At 62.9% G+C, this 17,412-nt stretch carries 19 protein-coding genes; 17 read left to right on the top strand and 2 right to left on the bottom strand.

Translation table 11 applies throughout. From position 1 onward, the window contains the following. The first annotated feature begins 86 nt into the window (after positions 1-86). The 13 genes from pdhA to JWR51_RS16720 all read left to right on the top strand — a co-directional run bounded on the left by pdhA (position 87) and on the right by JWR51_RS16720 (position 10,708). Positions 87-1,106, top strand: a complete 1,020-nt coding sequence (gene pdhA / locus JWR51_RS16780; protein ID WP_299750007.1) for a pyruvate dehydrogenase (acetyl-transferring) E1 component subunit alpha — start codon at positions 87-89, stop codon at positions 1,104-1,106. A gap of 4 nt (positions 1,107-1,110) precedes the next feature. Then, positions 1,111-1,518 (top strand): hypothetical protein, encoded by a 408-nt coding sequence (locus tag JWR51_RS16775; RefSeq protein ID WP_299750004.1) that lies wholly within the window; start codon positions 1,111-1,113, stop codon positions 1,516-1,518. Then, entirely contained in the window at positions 1,519-2,907 is a 1,389-nt protein-coding gene (locus tag JWR51_RS16770) for a pyruvate dehydrogenase complex E1 component subunit beta (RefSeq protein ID WP_299750001.1), read from the top strand. Between the two features lie 5 nt (positions 2,908-2,912). Further along, on the top strand, positions 2,913-3,251 hold the full coding sequence (locus tag JWR51_RS16765; protein ID WP_299749999.1) for a hypothetical protein: 339 nt from the start codon (positions 2,913-2,915) through the stop codon (positions 3,249-3,251). A 2-nt stretch (positions 3,252-3,253) separates the two neighbouring features. Beyond that, positions 3,254-4,633 carry a pyruvate dehydrogenase complex dihydrolipoamide acetyltransferase gene (locus tag JWR51_RS16760; RefSeq protein WP_299749996.1) on the top strand — a complete coding sequence of 460 codons (1,380 nt, stop codon included), beginning with the start codon at positions 3,254-3,256 and terminating at the stop codon, positions 4,631-4,633. A gap of 2 nt (positions 4,634-4,635) precedes the next feature. Next, a complete protein-coding gene (locus JWR51_RS16755; RefSeq protein ID WP_299749993.1) occupies positions 4,636-5,145 on the top strand; it encodes a hypothetical protein in 510 nt (169 codons plus the stop codon). A gap of 3 nt (positions 5,146-5,148) precedes the next feature. Then, positions 5,149-5,787: an SGNH/GDSL hydrolase family protein gene (locus JWR51_RS16750; protein WP_299749990.1), complete on the top strand. Its 639-nt coding sequence runs from the start codon at positions 5,149-5,151 to the stop codon at positions 5,785-5,787. Continuing rightward, positions 5,784-6,434 (top strand): SGNH/GDSL hydrolase family protein, encoded by a 651-nt coding sequence (locus JWR51_RS16745; RefSeq protein ID WP_299749988.1) that lies wholly within the window; start codon positions 5,784-5,786, stop codon positions 6,432-6,434. Before JWR51_RS16750 ends, JWR51_RS16745 begins: the two co-directional genes overlap by 4 nt. A gap of 30 nt (positions 6,435-6,464) precedes the next feature. Then, positions 6,465-7,904 carry a dihydrolipoyl dehydrogenase gene (gene lpdA, locus JWR51_RS16740; protein WP_299749985.1) on the top strand — a complete coding sequence of 480 codons (1,440 nt, stop codon included), beginning with the start codon at positions 6,465-6,467 and terminating at the stop codon, positions 7,902-7,904. 47 nt (positions 7,905-7,951) lie between these two features. Continuing rightward, positions 7,952-8,992, top strand: a complete 1,041-nt coding sequence (locus JWR51_RS16735) for a Gfo/Idh/MocA family oxidoreductase (protein WP_299749982.1) — start codon at positions 7,952-7,954, stop codon at positions 8,990-8,992. Then, the gene (locus JWR51_RS16730; protein ID WP_299749979.1) at positions 8,989-9,237 is read left to right on the top strand and encodes a GlsB/YeaQ/YmgE family stress response membrane protein; all 249 of its coding nucleotides are present in this window, start codon (positions 8,989-8,991) and stop codon (positions 9,235-9,237) included. The genes JWR51_RS16735 and JWR51_RS16730 overlap by 4 nt, the downstream gene beginning before the upstream one ends. A gap of 74 nt (positions 9,238-9,311) precedes the next feature. Beyond that, complete coding sequence (lipA, locus tag JWR51_RS16725) at positions 9,312-10,265, top strand: lipoyl synthase (RefSeq protein WP_299730666.1); 954 nt, start codon at positions 9,312-9,314, stop codon at positions 10,263-10,265. Further along, the gene (locus tag JWR51_RS16720; protein ID WP_299749976.1) at positions 10,265-10,708 is read left to right on the top strand and encodes an SRPBCC family protein; all 444 of its coding nucleotides are present in this window, start codon (positions 10,265-10,267) and stop codon (positions 10,706-10,708) included. The genes lipA and JWR51_RS16720 overlap by 1 nt, the downstream gene beginning before the upstream one ends. Positions 10,709-10,903: 195 nt before the next feature. On the opposite strand, the gene JWR51_RS16715 is transcribed toward JWR51_RS16720, so the two are convergent. Both JWR51_RS16715 and JWR51_RS16710 read right to left on the bottom strand, forming a co-directional pair. Beyond that, positions 10,904-11,419, bottom strand: coding sequence for a CinA family protein (locus tag JWR51_RS16715; RefSeq protein WP_299749973.1), 516 nt, complete (start codon positions 11,417-11,419; stop codon positions 10,904-10,906). Then, positions 11,419-12,609 (bottom strand): bifunctional 2-C-methyl-D-erythritol 4-phosphate cytidylyltransferase/2-C-methyl-D-erythritol 2,4-cyclodiphosphate synthase, encoded by a 1,191-nt coding sequence (locus JWR51_RS16710; RefSeq protein WP_299749970.1) that lies wholly within the window; start codon positions 12,607-12,609, stop codon positions 11,419-11,421. Before JWR51_RS16710 ends, JWR51_RS16715 begins: the two co-directional genes overlap by 1 nt. A 175-nt stretch (positions 12,610-12,784) precedes the next feature. Between JWR51_RS16710 and dusB the strand changes: the two genes are divergently transcribed. The 4 genes from dusB to JWR51_RS16690 are packed head-to-tail and all read left to right on the top strand — an operon-like array spanning position 12,785 to position 17,274. Then, positions 12,785-13,786, top strand: coding sequence for a tRNA dihydrouridine synthase DusB (gene dusB, locus JWR51_RS16705; RefSeq protein ID WP_299749969.1), 1,002 nt, complete (start codon positions 12,785-12,787; stop codon positions 13,784-13,786). Beyond that, complete coding sequence (locus tag JWR51_RS16700) at positions 13,783-14,907, top strand: ATP-binding protein (RefSeq protein WP_299730688.1); 1,125 nt, start codon at positions 13,783-13,785, stop codon at positions 14,905-14,907. The genes dusB and JWR51_RS16700 overlap by 4 nt, the downstream gene beginning before the upstream one ends. Beyond that, on the top strand, positions 14,904-16,352 hold the full coding sequence (gene ntrC, locus JWR51_RS16695; protein WP_299749967.1) for a nitrogen regulation protein NR(I): 1,449 nt from the start codon (positions 14,904-14,906) through the stop codon (positions 16,350-16,352). The genes JWR51_RS16700 and ntrC overlap by 4 nt, the downstream gene beginning before the upstream one ends. A gap of 4 nt (positions 16,353-16,356) precedes the next feature. Then, the gene (locus JWR51_RS16690; protein WP_366525609.1) at positions 16,357-17,274 is read left to right on the top strand and encodes a PfkB family carbohydrate kinase; all 918 of its coding nucleotides are present in this window, start codon (positions 16,357-16,359) and stop codon (positions 17,272-17,274) included. Positions 17,275-17,412: the final 138 nt, after the last annotated feature.

Genomic DNA, 17,412 nt, shown 5'->3' with positions numbered 1-17,412 from the left:
TGCTAGGGCAGGGCGACTTGCGCTATTGTGCCGATCTATGGCCAACTCGGCTACACAGAAATCCAAATCGATGCGGAGCGTATGTCATGGCGCGTAAGGCGGTGGCCACCAAGGCCAAGGCACAGTCCAATGTTCCCGAATTTTCGCGGGAGCAGGAGACCGAGGCGTATCGCGAAATGCTGCTGATCCGGCGTTTTGAGGAAAAGGCTGGCCAGATGTATGGCATGGGCCTCATCGGCGGGTTCTGCCATCTCTATATCGGCCAGGAAGCGGTCGTCACCGGCGTCACCATGGCCTCCAAAAAGGGCGTTGATGCCCAGATCACCGGCTATCGCGATCACGGCCACATGCTGGTCATGGGGCTCGACCCCAAGGGCGTCATGGCCGAACTGACCGGCCGCGAAGCCGGGCTGTCGCGCGGCAAGGGTGGCTCCATGCATATGTTCTCCAATGAGCACCGCTTCTATGGCGGCAACGGCATCGTCGGCGCCCAGGTTTCTCTAGGCACCGGGCTGGCCTTCGCCGCCAAATATCGTGGCGACGGTTCGGTCAGCCTGGCTTATTTCGGCGACGGCGCGGCCAATCAGGGCCAGGTCTATGAGAGCTTCAACATGGCCAAGCTCTGGAGCCTGCCGGTCGTTTTCATCATCGAAAACAATAAATATGCCATGGGCACCTCGATCGAGCGCGCTGCGGCGACCACCGATCTGTCCACGCGCGGCGCTTCGTTCAATATCCCCGGCGAGCAGGTCGATGGCATGGATGTGCGCCTGGTGCACGATGCCGCCGAGCGCGCTATCGAGCATGCTCGCTCCGGCAAGGGCCCGTACATCCTTGAAATGCTGACCTACCGTTATCGTGGTCACTCCATGTCCGATCCGGCGAAGTATCGCACCAAGGACGAAGTGACCAAGTACCGCCAGGAGCGCGACCCGATCGAACAGGTCAAGGTGCGCCTCCTGGAGGCCGGTTACGAAACCGAAGAGAGCCTCAAGAAGATCGAGGCCGATATTCGCGCCATCGTCACTGAGGCCGCCGATTTCGCCACCACCGCGCCCGAGCCGGATGCGGCCGAGCTGTGGACCGACATCACGGTCAGCGCATAACGTCATGACCATCCTGGCCGGCGTCGTCGCAGTTCTGGCTCTCCTCACGCTGGCAGTTGCCGTGCGTGAGGCGATGTCCGTTGTCCGGCTGTCGCCCAAGGGGCAGGGGCTGGGCGGTTTTTTCCTGCTCGGCTGGTGGAAATTCAAGGACCTCGCGGCCAAGAGCGGCCCCGAGGCCAAGCCGCACCTGGCGATTTACCAACGCTCGGTCATCGTGTTCGTCGTGCTGGTGGTCATCGGCGTGGTGCTCGGTGGCCTTGGCTCCCGGACGGCGCCCGCTAATACTACCGTCGCCGAACAGCCGGCCCTCATCAACGATCCACGCGTCATTCCGGCGCAATTTGCGAATCTAATCCCGTTTCCCGCGTCCCGGGCGGCAGCAATGCCCCAGCTCGCGCGGCAGGAGAGCTAAATGCCCAATATTCTGATGCCCGCGCTGTCGCCCACCATGGAAGAAGGCAAGCTCGCCAAGTGGCTGGTCAAGGTTGGTGACACCGTCAAGTCCGGCGACGTGCTGGCCGAGATCGAAACCGACAAGGCGACCATGGAAGTCGAGTCGGTCGACGAAGGCGTGGTCAAGGCGCTGCTGATCGCCGAGGGCACCGACAATGTGAAGGTCAATACGCCCATCGCGCTGATTCTGGGCGAAGGCGAAACGGCCGAGGCTGCTCCCGCTCCCGCCGCTGCGCCCGCCGCCGAAGCGGCTCCGAGCATGATCGAGGCCGAAGCGCCTGCTCCCGCGCCAACGGTTGCGGCGGCTCCCGCTGCCCCCAAGTTCGAAGCGCAGGGCGATCCCGATCTGCCGGCCGGCGTGGAAATGGTCGAAATGACCGTCCGCCAGGCGCTGAACGAGGCCATGGCCGAAGAGCTGCGCCGCGACAAGGACGTCTTCATCATCGGCGAGGAAGTCGCCGAATATCAGGGCGCCTACAAGATCACCCAGAACCTGTTGCAGGAATTCGGGCCCGAGCGCATCATCGATACGCCGATCACCGAGCATGGCTTTGCCGGTCTGGCGGTCGGTGCGGCCTTTGCCGGCCTGCGCCCCATCGTGGAATTCATGACCTGGAACTTTGCCATGCAGGCAATCGACCAGATCATCAACTCCGCCGCCAAGCAGCTCTATATGTCGGGCGGCCAGGTCAAGGCGCCCATCGTGTTCCGCGGTCCTAATGGCGTCGCCTCGCGCGTCGGCGCCCAGCACAGCCAGGATTATTCGGCATGGTACTCCCATGTCCCCGGCCTCACCGTCATCGCGCCCTATAGCGCCGCCGATGCCAAGGGCCTGCTGAAAGCGGCGATCCGTTCGCCCAACCCGGTCGTGTTCCTCGAAAACGAAATCCTCTACGGCTCGACGGGTCTGGTCCCCAAGGTCGACGATTTCGTGCTGCCGATCGGCAAGGCGCGCATCGCCCGCTCGGGCAAGGATGTCACCATCGTCTCGTTCTCGATGGGCATGCGCTACGCCACCCAGGCCACCGAAAAGCTGGTCGCCGCCGGGCTGGATGTCGAACTGATCGACCTGCGCACGCTGCGCCCGCTGGACATCGATACTGTCATTGCTTCGGTCAAGAAGACCGGTCGCTTGGTGACGGTGGAAGAGGGCTGGCCGCAGGGCGGTATCGGCGCCGATATTTCGGCCCGCGTCATGGAGCAGGCCTTCGATTATCTCGATGCGCCGATCCTGCGCGTCACCGGCAAGGACGTCCCGATGCCCTACGCTGCCAATCTCGAAAAGCTGGCGCTGCCGAACGTCGATGAAGTGATCGCGGCGGTCAACGCCGTGACGTATCGGAGCTAGCCGGTATGTCCAACTATGACATCGCCTCGATAGGATCGATCACCTCTGCCGTTGGAAATTGGTATCGAGTCAAGGGTACTCCAGATGCTCCCGAGCTAGATCGTGTGGTTTTGTGGGCGGTAGCCAAAGTAAAGTGGCTGAACCCCGAAACTCGGCAGTATGAGCCGGCTGACAATGAGATAGTTGTAGGGCTGCTGGCTACGGATATTGGTGTGTTGGGCACCGACTATGACGAGTGGGTTGTAGGCGTCGCAGGGTACGTCGAACTGTCGGACGACCAGCATAGCGAGATAATGACGGACCCATCCAAGCTTGAGCAATTCAACCTTCTCTGGGAGGAGTAAAGATGCCGATTGAAATTACTATGCCGGCGCTCTCCCCGACCATGGAAGAGGGCAAGCTTGCCAAGTGGCACGTCAAGGAGGGCGATAGCGTTTCCTCGGGCGACGTGATCGCCGAAATCGAGACCGACAAGGCGACGATGGAAGTCGAAGCCGTCGATGAAGGCACAATCGGCAAGATCCTCGTTGCCGAGGGCACCGACAACGTCAAAGTTAACGCAGTGATAGCCATTCTGCTGCAAGAGGGCGAAAGTGCTGACGCAATCGGCGCGCCCAAGGCTGCGCCGGCGCCGAAGCCCGAAGCCAAGGCCGAACCGGCCCCGCAGGCCGACGCCGGCGCGACGATGCGCGAAAATACCGCGACTCAGGCGAAGCCCGACATCGGTGCCCTCGTTGCCAAAGGGACTGAAGAAGCTCGCGGCAAAGTTGCCAATTCGAATGCGCCAAACGGCAAAGTCTTCGCCTCGCCACTCGCCCGCCGTCTCGCCAAGGAAGCTGGCATCGATGTTTCGGCCATTTCAGGCTCCGGCCCGCATGGCCGCGTGGTCAAGTCCGACGTCGAAGCCGCCAAGTCCGGCAAGACCCCGCTGAAGGCTGCCGCAACCGCCTCCGCACCCGCCGCTGGTGGTGCTGCGCCGACCGGCATGACCAAGGCCCAGGTCCTCGCGCTCTATCCCGAGGGCAGCTACGAGCTGGTGCCGAACGATGGCATGCGCAAGATCGTGGCCGCGCGCCTCACCGAGTCCAAGCAGACCATTCCGCATTTCTACCTGACGCTCGATTGCAAGATCGATGCGCTGCTGGCCGCGCGCGAGCAGATCAACGCCACCGCCCCCAAGGGCAAGGACGGCAAGCCGGAATTCAAGCTTTCGGTCAATGACTTCGTGATGAAGGCCTGGGCCGTCGCCCTGCAGCGCGTCCCTACAGCCAATGCCACCTGGGCCGGCGACTCGATCCTCTACCACAAGCGATCCGACGTGGCCGTGGCGGTCGCGGTGCCCGGGGGGCTCTTCACCCCCGTGGTCAAGTCCTGCGATACCAAGTCGCTCCGCCAGATTTCCGAAGAGGTCAAGGACCTCGCCACCCGCGCCCGCAACAAGAAGCTGGCGCCCCACGAATACCAGGGCGGCGCCTCGTCGGTGTCCAACCTTGGCATGTTCGGCATCAAGAGCTTCTCGGCCGTCATCAACCCGCCGCATGGCACGATCCTGGCCGTCGGCGTCGGCGAAGAGCGCGTCTATGCCGATGCCGGCCAGGTCAAGATCGCCAATTTCATGACCGTCACGCTCTCCTGCGACCACCGCTCGGTCGATGGCGCGCTGGGCGCCGAAGTGCTCGGCGTATTCAAGGGATTGATCGAAAATCCCGTGATGATGCTGGCATAAGCATGAGCAAAATTCTTAGGATCATCGGCCTTTTGGCGGCGAGTATGTTTGTCGTCGGCAGTGCTCAGGCGCTCGATATTGTTCGTATGGATTATCACGACGTCGATCACTGGGTGGGTATGCCTGCGAGGGAGTTACGTGCGACGCTTGCCGACAAAACGATCCATATCGACGTTACTTCACGGGCCGTTGGTTCATTGCGGCCTCTGCTCGGTACGGGTGCGCTGATCCTTTACACTGCACCGGGTGGGCAACTGTTGTGGTGGACATCCAAACACGACACGATTCAGACTGGTCGATGGACAAGCACCACCTTGACGGAGGGGTGGGAGTTGCCTTGCTTCCAGTTCGACGCCGCAAACGGCCGTAGCGATTGTTACTTTGGAGGTGCCGCCAACTATAAGGAATGGACGGCGGGCAATCCCTTCGCGCTGCGCGCCAGCGCGCCGCCGCAAGTTCCGATGTCCAGTCGCTCAAGCCTTGCTGACTTGGCTCGAAAGGCAGGACTCTAGCGCATGAAAACCGTCCTCGCCTTTGGCGACAGCCTGACCTTCGGCACCAACGCGGCGACACTGCTGCGCCATGCCTATGAGGATCGCTGGCCTTCGGCACTGGAGGCCGGGCTAACCGGCCGGGCCCGCGTCATCGCCGAAGGGCTGGGCGGACGGACGACGATGTTCGACGACTACAGCACCGCGGCGGATCGCAACGGCGCGCGCGTCCTGCCCACGCTGCTGGCGACGCATACGCCGCTCGACGCCGTGGTCATCATGCTGGGCTCCAACGACCTCAAGCCGTTCATCTGCGGCAAGGTCAGCGCCATTGCCGTCGGCATGCGGCGGCTGGTGCAGATCGTGCAGACCCATCCCTATGACATGGGTGGCACCGTGCCCGCCGTTATCATCGTCGCGCCGCCCCATTGCGGCCCGAGCGACAATCCCGATGGCCTTCCGGTGATGGATCGCAGCATCGAGGAGTGGCGCAAGCTGGCGTCGGTCTATGCCAAGGTGGCGCAGGACAATGGCGCGTATTTCTTCGATGCGTCCACCGTCGCCACCCCGTCGCGGGTCGATGGCGTGCATCTGGATGGGCCGAACACGCGGGCGATTGGCGTGGCGCTGGTCTTGATTGTTGAAAAGGCGTTGGGTCTATGAAGACAATTCTCTGCTACGGCGACAGCATCACCTATGGCGCCAATCCGCAGCCGGGCGGGCCGCGTCATGCTTATGAAGACCGCTGGCCGGGAGCCCTAGAGGCTGGTCTCGGCCGCCAGGTTCGCGTCATCGCCGAAGGCCTGGGCGGCCGCACCACCTCGTCCGACGATTTCACGTCCGATGCCGACCGCAACGGTGCGCACATCCTGCCCACTTTGCTCGCCAGCCACGCCCCGCTCGACCTCGTCGTCATCATGTTGGGCACCAATGACCTCAAGCCCGCCATTTTCGGCACGGCGCTGATGGCCTCCTACGGCATGCGCCGGTTGGTACAACTCACCCGTGGCCATTTCCACATGCTGGGTGAGCCGGTGCCGGGCATCGTCATCGTCTCGCCACCGCTGGTGATCGACAGCGAAAACGCCGACATGCTCGGCCATTTCGGTGGCCTGCCGCATGCGGCCAAGGAATCGGCGGAGTTCGCCTATCACTATGCCCGCCGCGCGGCGGAACTGAGCACCGGCTTCTTCGATGCCTCGACCGTCGCCAGGCCCGACCCGCTGGATGGCGTGCATCTGGACGCCGCCAATACACGCGCAATCGGGCAGGGCCTGGTGCCCGTCGTCAAATCCATGCTGGGTCTCTAACCCGGCGCAATCGACTTTCTGGAGGCCCCAATGGCTGACCAATACGATCTTCTCGTCATCGGCGCCGGTCCCGGCGGCTACGTGGCCGCCATTCGCGCAGCGCAGCTCGGCATGAAGGTGGGCATCATCGAGCGCGAGCATATGGCCGGCATCTGCTCCAACTGGGGCTGCATCCCGACCAAGGCGCTGCTGCGCACGGCCGAGGTCTATGGCCATATGAGCCACGCCAAGGATTACGGCCTCACCGCCGGCGACTACGGCTTTGATCTCGACGCCATCGTCAAGCGCTCGCGCGGCATCGCGGCGCAGATGAACAATGGCGTCCAGTTCCTGATGAAAAAGAACAAGGTTGACATCATCTGGGGCGAAGCCGTCATCACCAAGCCGGGCGAGGTCAAGGTCGCGCCCACCAAAAAGGCGATCGTCCAGCCGCAGGGCCCGGTGCCGAAGAACCCGCGGGGCGAGGGCACCTACACCGCCAAGAACATCATCATCGCCACCGGTGCGCGCCCGCGCGTGCTGCCTGGCATCGAGCCCGATGGCGACAAAATCTGGACCTATTTCGAGGCGATGAAGCCCTCCACCATGCCCAAGTCGCTGGTGGTCATGGGCTCGGGCGCCATCGGCGTCGAGTTCGCCTCGTTCTACCGCTCGATGGGCGCCGAGGTGACCATCATCGAGCTGCTGCCGCAGATTCTCCCCGTGGAAGACGCCGAAATCTCCGCGCTCGCCCGCAAGCGGCTGGAAAAGCGCGGCATCAAGATTCTGACCGATGCGAAGGTCGCCAAGGTTGAAAAGACCAAGGACGGCGTCAAGGCCTTCGTCGAGCTGAAGTCCGGCGAAAAGCAGGAAATTTCCGGCGACAAGCTGATCTCCGCCATCGGCGTGATGTGCAATATCGAAGGCCTCGGGCTGGAGACAGTCGGCGTGAAAACCGAACGTGGCGCCATCGTCATCGACGGCTATGGCCGCACCAATGTGGAGGGCATCTGGGCCATCGGCGACGTGGCCGGCCCGCCGATGCTGGCGCACAAGGCCGAGCATGAGGCCGTCGTCACCGTCGAGACCATTGCCGGCCTCAAGGTGCACGGGCTGGACAAATCCAAGGTGCCGGGCTGCACCTATTGCGAGCCCCAGATCGCCAGCGTCGGGCTGACCGAGGCCAAGGCCAAGGAAGCCGGCCGCGAGATCAAGATCGGCCGTTTCCCCTTCGTCGGCAATGGCAAGGCCATCGCACTGGGCGAGCCCGACGGGCTGGTCAAGACCATCTTCGATGCCAAGACCGGCGAATTGCTCGGTGCCCACATGGTGGGTGCCGAAGTCACCGAGTTGATCCAGGGTTTTGTCGTGGCGATGAACCTCGAAACCACCGAGGAAGAATTGATCCACACCATCTTCCCGCATCCGACCCTGAGCGAGACTCTCAAGGAAAGTGTGCTCGACGCCTATGGACGCGCGCTGAACATCTAGCTGCCGCTTTCCGCAGGCATTGCACAGGTTTTCAAGGAGTTATCCACATGGTCAAAGCCATTCAAGTCGGCCTGGGACACTGGGGTTTCAGCTGGACCAAGGAAGTTATCCCCAAAGTTCCCGCTATTCACATGGTGGGCTATGTGGATGCCAATCCCGAAGCCATTAAGCGCGTGCAGACCGAGCTGGGGATCGACGAAAAGCGCTGTTTCCTCAGCCTTGAGGAAGCCGCCAAGGGCACCGAAGCGGATCTGGTGATCGCCACGCTGCGCACCGAGGCGCATTATCCGGTGGTCAAGCAGGCGCTGGAGCTGGGCTTCAACGTGCTGGTGGAAAAGCCCTTTGCTTCCACCATCGCCCAGGCCAAGGAACTGGTAGCGCTGGCCGAGGCGCATAACCGCATCCTGATGGTCAGCCAGAACTATCGTTTCCAGCCCGCGCCGATTGCCGCCGCCGAGCTGATCGGCGCGCAGAAATTCGGCCCGGTCAATCTGGTGTCGATCGAATTCCGCCGCCACGCCCCCAGCCAGGGCTACCGCTATTGGGACATGCCCGATCCGCTCTTGGCTGATATGTCGATCCACCATTTCGACCTGATGCGCATGGTGCTCAACGACAATCCCAAGCGCGTCTCCTGCCGCACCTGGAACCCGGCGGCCAGCCCGTTTGGCCATCATCCGATCGGGGTGGCGACAGTCGAGTTCGAGAAGGGCACCATCGTCTCCTATCGCGGCTCGTGGATGAGCAGCGGCCCGGTGACGCCATGGGCTGGCGAGTGGACCATGGATTGCTCCGAAGGCGAAATCTGGTGGACTTCTCGCGATCACTTCATGGGCAAGACCGGTCCCGACCGACTGACGACGCGGGCGCGCGATGCGCAGCCCGAGGCGGTAACCTTGGAGCCGATCGAATTCGCCGATCGCACCGGCACGCTGGCAGCGGTCGCCAAGGTCATCGAAAGCGGTTCGATCCCGGCGCGCTTCAGTTCGGGGCAGGATAACCTGCATTCCCTGGCCTTGGTGCAGGCCACCATCCTGTCAGCCAACCGCGAAGGCGAATGGGTCGAAATCGCTGAGGTAATGGCATGACCACTGAAATCTGGATTTTCCTCGCCATCGGCCTTGTCGCTGGAACCCTGGCGGGTTTCGTGCTGGGTGGCGGCGGGCTGCTGCGCAATCTGATCGTTGGCGTCATTGGCTCGTTCGTCGGGGGTTATCTGCTGACTGCAGCGAAGATTTCGCTGCCGATCGAGAACGTCTTGCTGAGCCAGGTCATCACTGCAACGATCGGCGCGGTAGTCGTCATCATCATAGCGCGCGTCATCGCGCGATAAACTATAGACCGGGTTGAACCGGCACGCCTTGGGAGCGATATAGCGGGCAGCTCTTGCCCAGTCAGGACCAAAAATTGGTTACGCTCATCGACAATTCCATCGACCGTCCGCGGCATCCTGAAAAGGCCAACCGCCCGGATACCGTCACCCTGCGCAAGCCGGACTGGATCCGGGTCAAGGCGCCCGGCTCGCCGATCTACAAGGAAACCCAGGCCATCGTGCGCGAGCACGGCCTGGTCACCGTGTGCGAAGAGGCCGGCTGCCCCAATATCGGGGAGTGCTGGAGCAAGAAGCACGCCACCATGATGATCATGGGCGAGATCTGCACCCGCGCCTGCGCATTCTGCAATGTCCGCACGGGCATGCCCGGGCCGCTCGATCCGAACGAGCCGGAAAATGTCGCCAAGGCCGTCGAGAAGCTGGGGCTGCAGCACGTCGTCATCACCTCGGTGGATCGTGACGACCTGGCCGATGGTGGCGCCCGCCACTTCGCCGACGTGATCCTGGCCATCCGTGCCCGCAACCCGCGCACCACCATCGAAATCCTGACGCCGGACTTCCTCCGCAAGGAAGGCGCCCTGGAGATCGTCGTCGCGGCCAAACCCGATGTGTTCAACCACAATCTGGAAACCGTGCCGTCCAAGTACCTTAAGGTTCGCCCTGGCGCCCGCTACTTCCACTCGATCCGGCTGCTGCAGAAGGTCAAGGAACTCGACCCCACTATGTTCACCAAGTCGGGGATCATGGTTGGCCTTGGCGAAGAGCGCAACGAAGTGCTGCAGCTCATGGACGACCTGCGTTCGGCCGATGTGGATTTCCTGACCATTGGCCAATACCTGCAGCCGACCAAGAAGCACCATCCCCTGATCCGCTTCGTCACACCTGATGAGTTCAAGTCGTTCGCCACCGTGGCGACCGCCAAGGGCTTTTCGCTGGTCTCATCGAGCCCGCTGACGCGCTCGTCCCACCATGCCGGCGAGGACTTTGCCGCCCTCAAAGCCGCTCGCCTGGCAAAGCTTGGTCACTGATGAAGCGTTTTTTCGAACACCATGTGCCGCACATGCCCCAGCGCATGTTCGACACCGTCGCTGATTTGGAGGACTATCCGCGCTTCGTGCCCAATTGTAAGGCGATGGAGGTCCGCCCTGACCCCGCCGCCGCCGCCGCCGATACGGTGCTGGCCAGGATGACGCTGTTCTTTGGTCCGATCACCCAAGCCTATACCAGCCGGGTCATCAATGACCGCGTCGGCATGACCATCAAGGCCAAGGCCGTCGACGGCCCCTTCGCCTATCTCGACAGCGTCTGGAGCTTCGAGCAGGAGGGCATGGGCACCCGTGTGCGCTTCGAGGTCGATTTCAAGATTTCCAACGTGCTGATCGCTGCCGTCGCCGAACCGGCCTTCGCCGCCAAGCAGGCCGAGATCATCCAGGCCTTTGTCGACGAGGCCGACCGGCGGTACGGGGATTAGCGCGACCAGGTCGTTCGGGCTTTAGCCTGATCTTGAGCTTGAACCTAGTCTTGAGCTTGATCCCTCCCACCCACCGACCTTCCCGCGGACTTGATCCGCGGGCCTCCAACGGCACGGCACAAGGGACCAACGACCCGCGGGTCAAGCCCGCGGGAAGAACGGTGGGTGGGGAACAATTGCGTTAAACACCGGCGACTAGCGCTCGGCTGCCTGCGTTCCGGTCAATACCTGCATCACCACATCGAGCGCGGCAGCAACGCTGCGCTTGCGGATTTCGGCGCGGCCGAGATCCCCAAAGCGGTGCTCGATGACCAGCGTCGCCAGTTCCGACGACACCGCGACGTAGACCAGCCCGACCGGCTTCTTCTCGCTGCCGCCATCGGGGCCGGCAATGCCGGTGACCGCTACCGCGTAATCGGCATGCGCCGTATTGCGGGCGCCGTCAGCCATGGCGCGGGCGACCTGGTTGCTGACCGCGCCATAGTCGCGGATCAACCTTGCCTGCACATGGATCATCCGTGACTTAGCGCTATTGGCGTAGGTGATGTAGCCACCGAAAAAGGCAGCCGATGAACCGGGGATGTCGGTCAGCGCCGCGCCAATCATGCCGCCGGTGCAGCTTTCGGCGGTAACGATGGTTTTGTTAGCTGCGGTGAGAAGGGTGATGATCTGCTGGGCCGGATCGACCGGCGTCTTTGCTGCCGCGGCCATCAGGAATACCTCGGCAGTTCAATACTCGCACTTGCCATCGCCACGATCCCTTCCTCCCGCCCGACAAAGCCGAGCCGTTCGCTTGTTGTCGCCTTGATGGCGATCCTTGACGTCTCAATCTCCAACGCGGCGCCGATGACAGCGCGCATCGCTGGAACATGTTCGGCGATCCTGGGCCGCTCGGCAATGATTGTCACGTCGAGATTGACAATCCTTCCACCGGCTTTGCCAACAAGAAATCCAGCATGCTTGAGAAAAACCGTCGATGCGGCGCCCTTCCACTGCATATCGCTGGGCGGGAAATGGGTGCCGATATCGCCCTCGCCGATGGCGCCCAAAATGGCGTCGGTCAGCGCATGCAGCGCCACGTCGGCATCGGAATGCCCCTGCAGCTTTGCCGTATGCGGAATGCGCACACCGCCCAGCCACACGGCGTCGCCGGGCTCGAACGGATGCACGTCGTACCCCGTGCCGACGCGGGTCTCCATGGGCTCGTCTCCTAGAATAATGCGGTCGCCCCGCTCGAAATCCTCGGGATGGGTGATCTTGATATTGTCCCGGCCGCCCATGACCATGGCGACGCGCAGTCCCGCCCATTCGGCGATTTCGGCATCGTCAGTGAACTGGCGCGGATTGGTCGCGGCGCGCATATGCGCGGAAAAAATCTGGCCGAAGCGAAAGCCCTGCGGGGTCTGGGCGGCAAAAAGCTGGCTGCGATCTTCTGTATTAACAACGACTTGGCCGTCCAGTGAACGCTTGATGGTATCGGTGACCGACAGCGCGGGCAGGGCGCCATCATGGGTTTCCAGCACAGCGATCACGTCGCCGATCAGGTCCGGCGTGGCAAACGGCCGCGCGCCATCTTGGATCAGCACCAGATCGGGCCGCAGCGGCGCCAGCGCCTTGAGGCCCGCCAGCACCGAGGCCTGCCGTGCGGCGCCACCTACTACGGGCGGCAGCAGCCGGGAATCGTTCAGGCCCAGCGCCGCATAGCGCTCGCTGTGATCAGCGTGGATGACGGGCAGAATATGGGTGATGTGCGGATAATCGAGGAAGGACCGAATGGTCCGGCTCAACACTGGCGTGCCGGCAAGAAGCCGGTATTGCTTGGGTTCTGTGGTTCCATCGATGTTGACGCGCTCGCCGCGACCCGCGGCAACGATGATGACAGCGATGGATTTAGCACGCATGAGGGGTGGCACTCGAACAAGAAACTGTCGTATCTGCGTGGTCTAACGCTGGCCCCGGCAAGCGGCAAGGGCGCCTGCTCAAATTGGATTGAACGGGCGATAAGTGGTTGCACGCGGCGTCATTTTGACTATTGTGCAGGCAGCATTCCAAAATTGACCGTTTCTGGTGCAGTCCTTGTCTGAAAATGCCTGCGAGTTGAGCATCGGCAACCAGTCTGCCCGGAATACCGCGTTCCTCGCACCCATGGCTGGCATCACCGACCGCCCGTTCCGCGACATCGCCGAGCGCTTTGGCGCGGGCCTGGTCGTGTCCGAGATGATCGCCAGCGCGGCGCTGACCACCGGCAATGGCGATATGGTGCGCAAGCTCGGCAAGGTGGGCAATTTGCCCCACGTCGTGCAACTGGCCGGCTGCGAGCCCGAATGGATGGCACTGGGCGCCAAGATTGCCTATGAGGCCGGCGCCGACATCATCGACATCAATTTCGGCTGTCCCTCCAAGCGCGTAACCAACGGCTATGCCGGCTCGGCGCTGATGCGCGTACCCGATATCGCCATGACGCTGGTCGACGCGGTGGTGGCGGCAACGCCGCTGCCGGTGACGGTCAAAATGCGGCTGGGCTGGGACGACGATAGCCTCAATGCGCCGGACATGGCGCGGCGCGCGGTCAATGCCGGGGCGCGGATGATAACCGTGCATGGCCGGACGCGGCAGCAGTTTTACAAGGGCGCAGCACGCTGGGCACCGGTCCGCGCCGTGGTCGATGCCGTCGACGTGCCGGTCGTGGTCAATGGCGACATCATCGACCTGGAAAGCGCGCGTTCGGCACTGGCCGAGTCGGGTGCGGCGGCGGTCATGCTGGGGCGTGGCGCGCAGGGGCGGCCTTGGGTGGTCGGCCAGATCGGGGCGCAGTTGCGGGGCGAAGCGCCTATGGCTGCGCCTGAAGGCGACGAACTGGCGGCGCTGATCCAGGAACACTACGAGCAGATGCTGATCGAATATGGCGTGCAGGTCGGTGGGCGCGCGGCGCGCAAGCATCTCGACTGGTATGCCGAGGCGGCGGGGCTGGCGCTGGACAAGCCCGTGCGCAATGCCCTGCTGAATAATGACGACCCGAAAGCGGTACTGGCGATGATTGGCGACATTTTTTCTGGCGACTGGAAGGCGGCAGCATGATCGAGGCTTTGGGGGCGGAGACGTCGACCGCCGTATTGCAGGCGCTGCCGCAGCCGATCATCGTGTGCGGTGAGCAGCACCAGATCGTCTTCGTCAACTATGCCGCCGAGGCCTTTTTTGGCGCGTCGATGAGCGTGCTTGCCCGGCAACGGCTGGACGATCTGATCGCCTTCGGCTCGCCGATCATCAGCCTGGTCGAGACCGTTATGCTGCGACGGGCGCCGATGACGGAATATCGCGTGCGGGTGGGCTCGTCGCGGTTCGGCGACGAGCGCATTGCTGACGTTTTCGCCAGCCCAATCTCGGACACCGATGGCCGTGTGGCGCTGCTGATTCAGGAGCGCACCATGGCCGACAAGATCGACCGGCAGATGGTGTCGCGTGGCGCCGCGCGCTCGGTGACGGGCCTTGCCTCTATGTTGGCCCACGAGATCAAGAACCCGCTATCGGGCATCCGTGGCGCGGCGCAATTGCTGGAGCAGAGTGTTGCCAGCGATGAGGTTCCTCTGGCCCGGCTGATCCGCGAGGAGACCGACCGCATTGTCGGGCTGATCGACCGGGTCGAAGTGTTTGGCGACGAGCGGCCGCTGGAGCGCGAGCCGATCAACATTCATGTGGTGCTGGATCGCGTTAAGCTGCTGGCCCGCAATGGGGTCGGGCAGGGCATTGCCTTCTCGGAAGAATACGATCCGTCGCTGCCGCCCGTGTTCGGCAATCGCGATCAGCTCATCCAAATCTTCCTAAATTTGGTGAAAAACGCCTCGGAAGCCCTTGAGCGAACACAGAAACCAGAGATAAAGTTCTTCACTGCATTCCGGCCTGGCATCCGCATCAGCGTGATGGGTGTCTCCGAGCGCATCTCGCTGCCGCTAGAAATCGTCATCGAAGACAATGGCCCCGGCGTGCCCCCGGATATCCTGCCATTCCTGTTCGATCCATTCGTGACCACCAAGCAGAACGGCTCCGGACTGGGGCTGGCGCTGGTGGCCAAGATCGTTGGCGACCATGGCGGGGTAATCGATTGCGATAGCCGCCCCGGCCGCACGCGCTTCCGTATCCTGCTGCCGGTGGCCAGCGGGGCCTTCAGTACATCGCCGTTCGAAGAGGTTGGCGTCAAATGAGCCATGTTGTGCTGCTTGCCGACGACGATGCCGCGATCCGTATGGTGCTGAACCAGGCGCTGACGCGAGCCGGATACGAAGTGCGCCCGACTGGCAATATTTCCACGATGTGGAACTGGGTCAGCCGGGGCGAGGGCGATGTGTTGATCACCGACGTGGCGATGCCGGATGGCAATGCCTTCGAGGTGATGCCCAAGATCAAGAAGCTTCGGCCCGACCTGCCAATGATCGTGATGAGCGCGCAGAATACGTTCATGACGGCCATTCGCGCCAATGAAGTCGGCGCCTACGAATATCTACCCAAGCCGTTCGATATCACCGAGGTGCTGTCGGTGGTGGCGCGGGCTCTGGCCGATGCCAAGAAGCCGACGCGGGCGGAGCGCAAGGCCGAGGAGCCGGGCGAGACCATGCCGCTGGTCGGCCGCTCCACGGCGATGCAGGACATCTATCGCGCTCTGGCGCGGCTGATGCAGACCGACCTGACGGTGATGATCACCGGCGAGAGCGGCACCGGCAAGGAACTGGTGGCGCGGGCGCTGCATGACTTCGGCAAGCGCCGCAACGGGCCGTTCGTGGCGATCAATATGGCGGCGATTCCGCGTGACCTGATCGAGGCGGAACTGTTCGGGCACGAGAAGGGGGCCTTTACGGGCGCAAATACGCGCTCGTCGGGCCGCTTCGAGCAGGCCGAGGGTGGCACGCTGTTCCTCGACGAAATCGGCGATATGCCGATGGATGCCCAGACCCGCCTGCTGCGCGTGCTGCAGGAGGGCGAATATACGATGGTCGGGGGCCGCTCCTCGATCAAGACCAATGTGCGCATCGTTGCCGCCACCCATCGTGACCTCAGCCAGATGATCCGGCAGGGCCTGTTCCGCGAGGATTTGTTCTATCGCCTCAACGTGGTGCCGATCCGCCTGCCACCGCTGCGCGAGCGCATCGACGATATCGGCGATTTGGCGACGCATTTCCTCAAGACCTCGCAGCGCGAGGGGGAGCCGATCAAGTCGATTGCCCCGGAGGCGATCCGGCTGATGCAGAATTATTCCTGGCCGGGCAATGTGCGCGAGCTGGAAAACCTGGTGCGGCGACTGTCGGCGCTCTATGCCGATGAGAGTATTTCCGCCGAGATCGTGCAGAACGAACTCAATATCAGCGACAGGCCCCAAGCGGCCGGAGCTGCCGGGCCGATGGACGTATCGATGGCGGTCGAAACCCATGTCGGCCAGTTGCTGCGCGAATATGAGCCAAACCTGCCGCCAGCAGGGTTGTATCAACGGGTCATCGATCGGGTCGAAGCGCCGCTGATCGCCATGGCGCTCAATGCCTGCGGCGGCAACCAGATCAAGGCAGCGGATTTGCTGGGGCTGAACCGCAATACGCTGCGCAAGAAAATCCGCACGCACAGCATCGAGATCGTCAAGCATAGCCGCCGGAACGGGTGAGGGCGTGCTGCCGATCCTGTGCGTTGGCGCGCTGACGCTGGATACGATTTTCGAGATGGCGGAACTGCCGTCGGGGCCGGGGAAGTTCATTCCGGTCGCGGCGGTGGAAATTGCGGCCGGCATGGCGTCGAGCGCGGCGACCGCCGTTGCGCGGCTGGGCGGTGCCGTGGCGCTGTGGGCTTCGGTTGGCGAAGATGCTACCGGGATACGCCTCATCGGGGAAATTGCGGCCGAGGGCGTCGATTGCGGCGCGGTGCGAACCGTTTCAGGCGCACGGTCGGCTTTTGCGACGATCTTGGTCGATCAGGCCGGTGAACGCATCATCGTGCCGCATTACGATCCTGCGCTGCTTTCAGCGCCGGCGGCTATGCCAGCGATTTCGACGCAGACGCATTCGGCTGTGCTGGTGGACGTTCGCTGGCCCCTAGCGGCGGCTCAGGCGCTGACCGCAGCGCGGCAGGCGGGGATCCCAGCGGTTCTGGATGCTGATGTCGCCCGGGCTGAGACCCATGCACTGCTGCTGCCGCTGGCGAGCCATATCGTGGCGTCCGAGCCGGCTGCGGAGCAGTTGACGGGGTGTGCGGACCCGGCTGCGGCGGTGGTACGGCTGGCGGCGCAGTTCGATAGCTTTGTGGCGGTGACCGCCGGGGTAGGTGGCGTCTATTGGTGCGACCGTGACACCAATCAGGTTCGCCATTGTGCCGCTCCCAGGATTGTGGCGCGCGACACCTTGGCGGCAGGGGATGTTTTCCATGGCGCCTTCGTGCTCGGTCTGATCGAAGGCCGGCCGATGGAGTGGATCATGCGGTTCGCCTCCATGGCTGCAGCGATCAAGTGTGAGTCGTTTGGCGGGCGGTTGGGAGCGCCGAAGCGGGGTGAAGTCGAAGCACGAATGGTGTATGAGGGCGCCACGACATCGTAGTTTGGGATCGAGTTTGTGGCGCGTCCGGGCCCTGCGAGCATAGCTCTTCGGGCCTGATGACCTCAAAACATGCCACAGGCATGTTTTGGCGCCCGCAGGGCGCCGGTCATCAGTGTCACATTTTGGCAACAATTGTCT

It is taken from the genome of Devosia sp. (assembly GCF_028290625.1).
Taxonomy (GTDB): domain Bacteria; phylum Pseudomonadota; class Alphaproteobacteria; order Rhizobiales; family Devosiaceae; genus Devosia.
Note: the sequence above shows the minus strand (reverse complement) of the source record. Positions and strands in the feature narration are given on the sequence as shown.

Excerpts from the sequence above, each read along its gene's own strand:
- pdhA (WP_299750007.1), top strand. The coding sequence starts at position 87 with ATGGCGCGTAAGGCGGTGGCCACCAAGGCCAAGGCACAGTCCAATGTT.
- JWR51_RS16775 (WP_299750004.1), top strand. The coding sequence starts at position 1,111 with ATGACCATCCTGGCCGGCGTCGTCGCAGTTCTGGCTCTCCTCACGCTG.
- JWR51_RS16770 (WP_299750001.1), top strand. The coding sequence starts at position 1,519 with ATGCCCAATATTCTGATGCCCGCGCTGTCGCCCACCATGGAAGAAGGC.
- JWR51_RS16765 (WP_299749999.1), top strand. The coding sequence starts at position 2,913 with ATGTCCAACTATGACATCGCCTCGATAGGATCGATCACCTCTGCCGTT.
- JWR51_RS16760 (WP_299749996.1), top strand. The coding sequence starts at position 3,254 with ATGCCGATTGAAATTACTATGCCGGCGCTCTCCCCGACCATGGAAGAG.
- JWR51_RS16755 (WP_299749993.1), top strand. The coding sequence starts at position 4,636 with ATGAGCAAAATTCTTAGGATCATCGGCCTTTTGGCGGCGAGTATGTTT.
- JWR51_RS16750 (WP_299749990.1), top strand. The coding sequence starts at position 5,149 with ATGAAAACCGTCCTCGCCTTTGGCGACAGCCTGACCTTCGGCACCAAC.
- JWR51_RS16745 (WP_299749988.1), top strand. The coding sequence starts at position 5,784 with ATGAAGACAATTCTCTGCTACGGCGACAGCATCACCTATGGCGCCAAT.
- lpdA (WP_299749985.1), top strand. The coding sequence starts at position 6,465 with ATGGCTGACCAATACGATCTTCTCGTCATCGGCGCCGGTCCCGGCGGC.
- JWR51_RS16735 (WP_299749982.1), top strand. The coding sequence starts at position 7,952 with ATGGTCAAAGCCATTCAAGTCGGCCTGGGACACTGGGGTTTCAGCTGG.
- JWR51_RS16730 (WP_299749979.1), top strand. The coding sequence starts at position 8,989 with ATGACCACTGAAATCTGGATTTTCCTCGCCATCGGCCTTGTCGCTGGA.
- JWR51_RS16720 (WP_299749976.1), top strand. The coding sequence starts at position 10,265 with ATGAAGCGTTTTTTCGAACACCATGTGCCGCACATGCCCCAGCGCATG.
- JWR51_RS16715 (WP_299749973.1), bottom strand. The coding sequence starts at position 11,419 with ATGGCCGCGGCAGCAAAGACGCCGGTCGATCCGGCCCAGCAGATCATC.
- JWR51_RS16710 (WP_299749970.1), bottom strand. The coding sequence starts at position 12,609 with ATGCGTGCTAAATCCATCGCTGTCATCATCGTTGCCGCGGGTCGCGGC.
- JWR51_RS16700 (WP_299730688.1), top strand. The coding sequence starts at position 13,783 with ATGATCGAGGCTTTGGGGGCGGAGACGTCGACCGCCGTATTGCAGGCG.
- ntrC (WP_299749967.1), top strand. The coding sequence starts at position 14,904 with ATGAGCCATGTTGTGCTGCTTGCCGACGACGATGCCGCGATCCGTATG.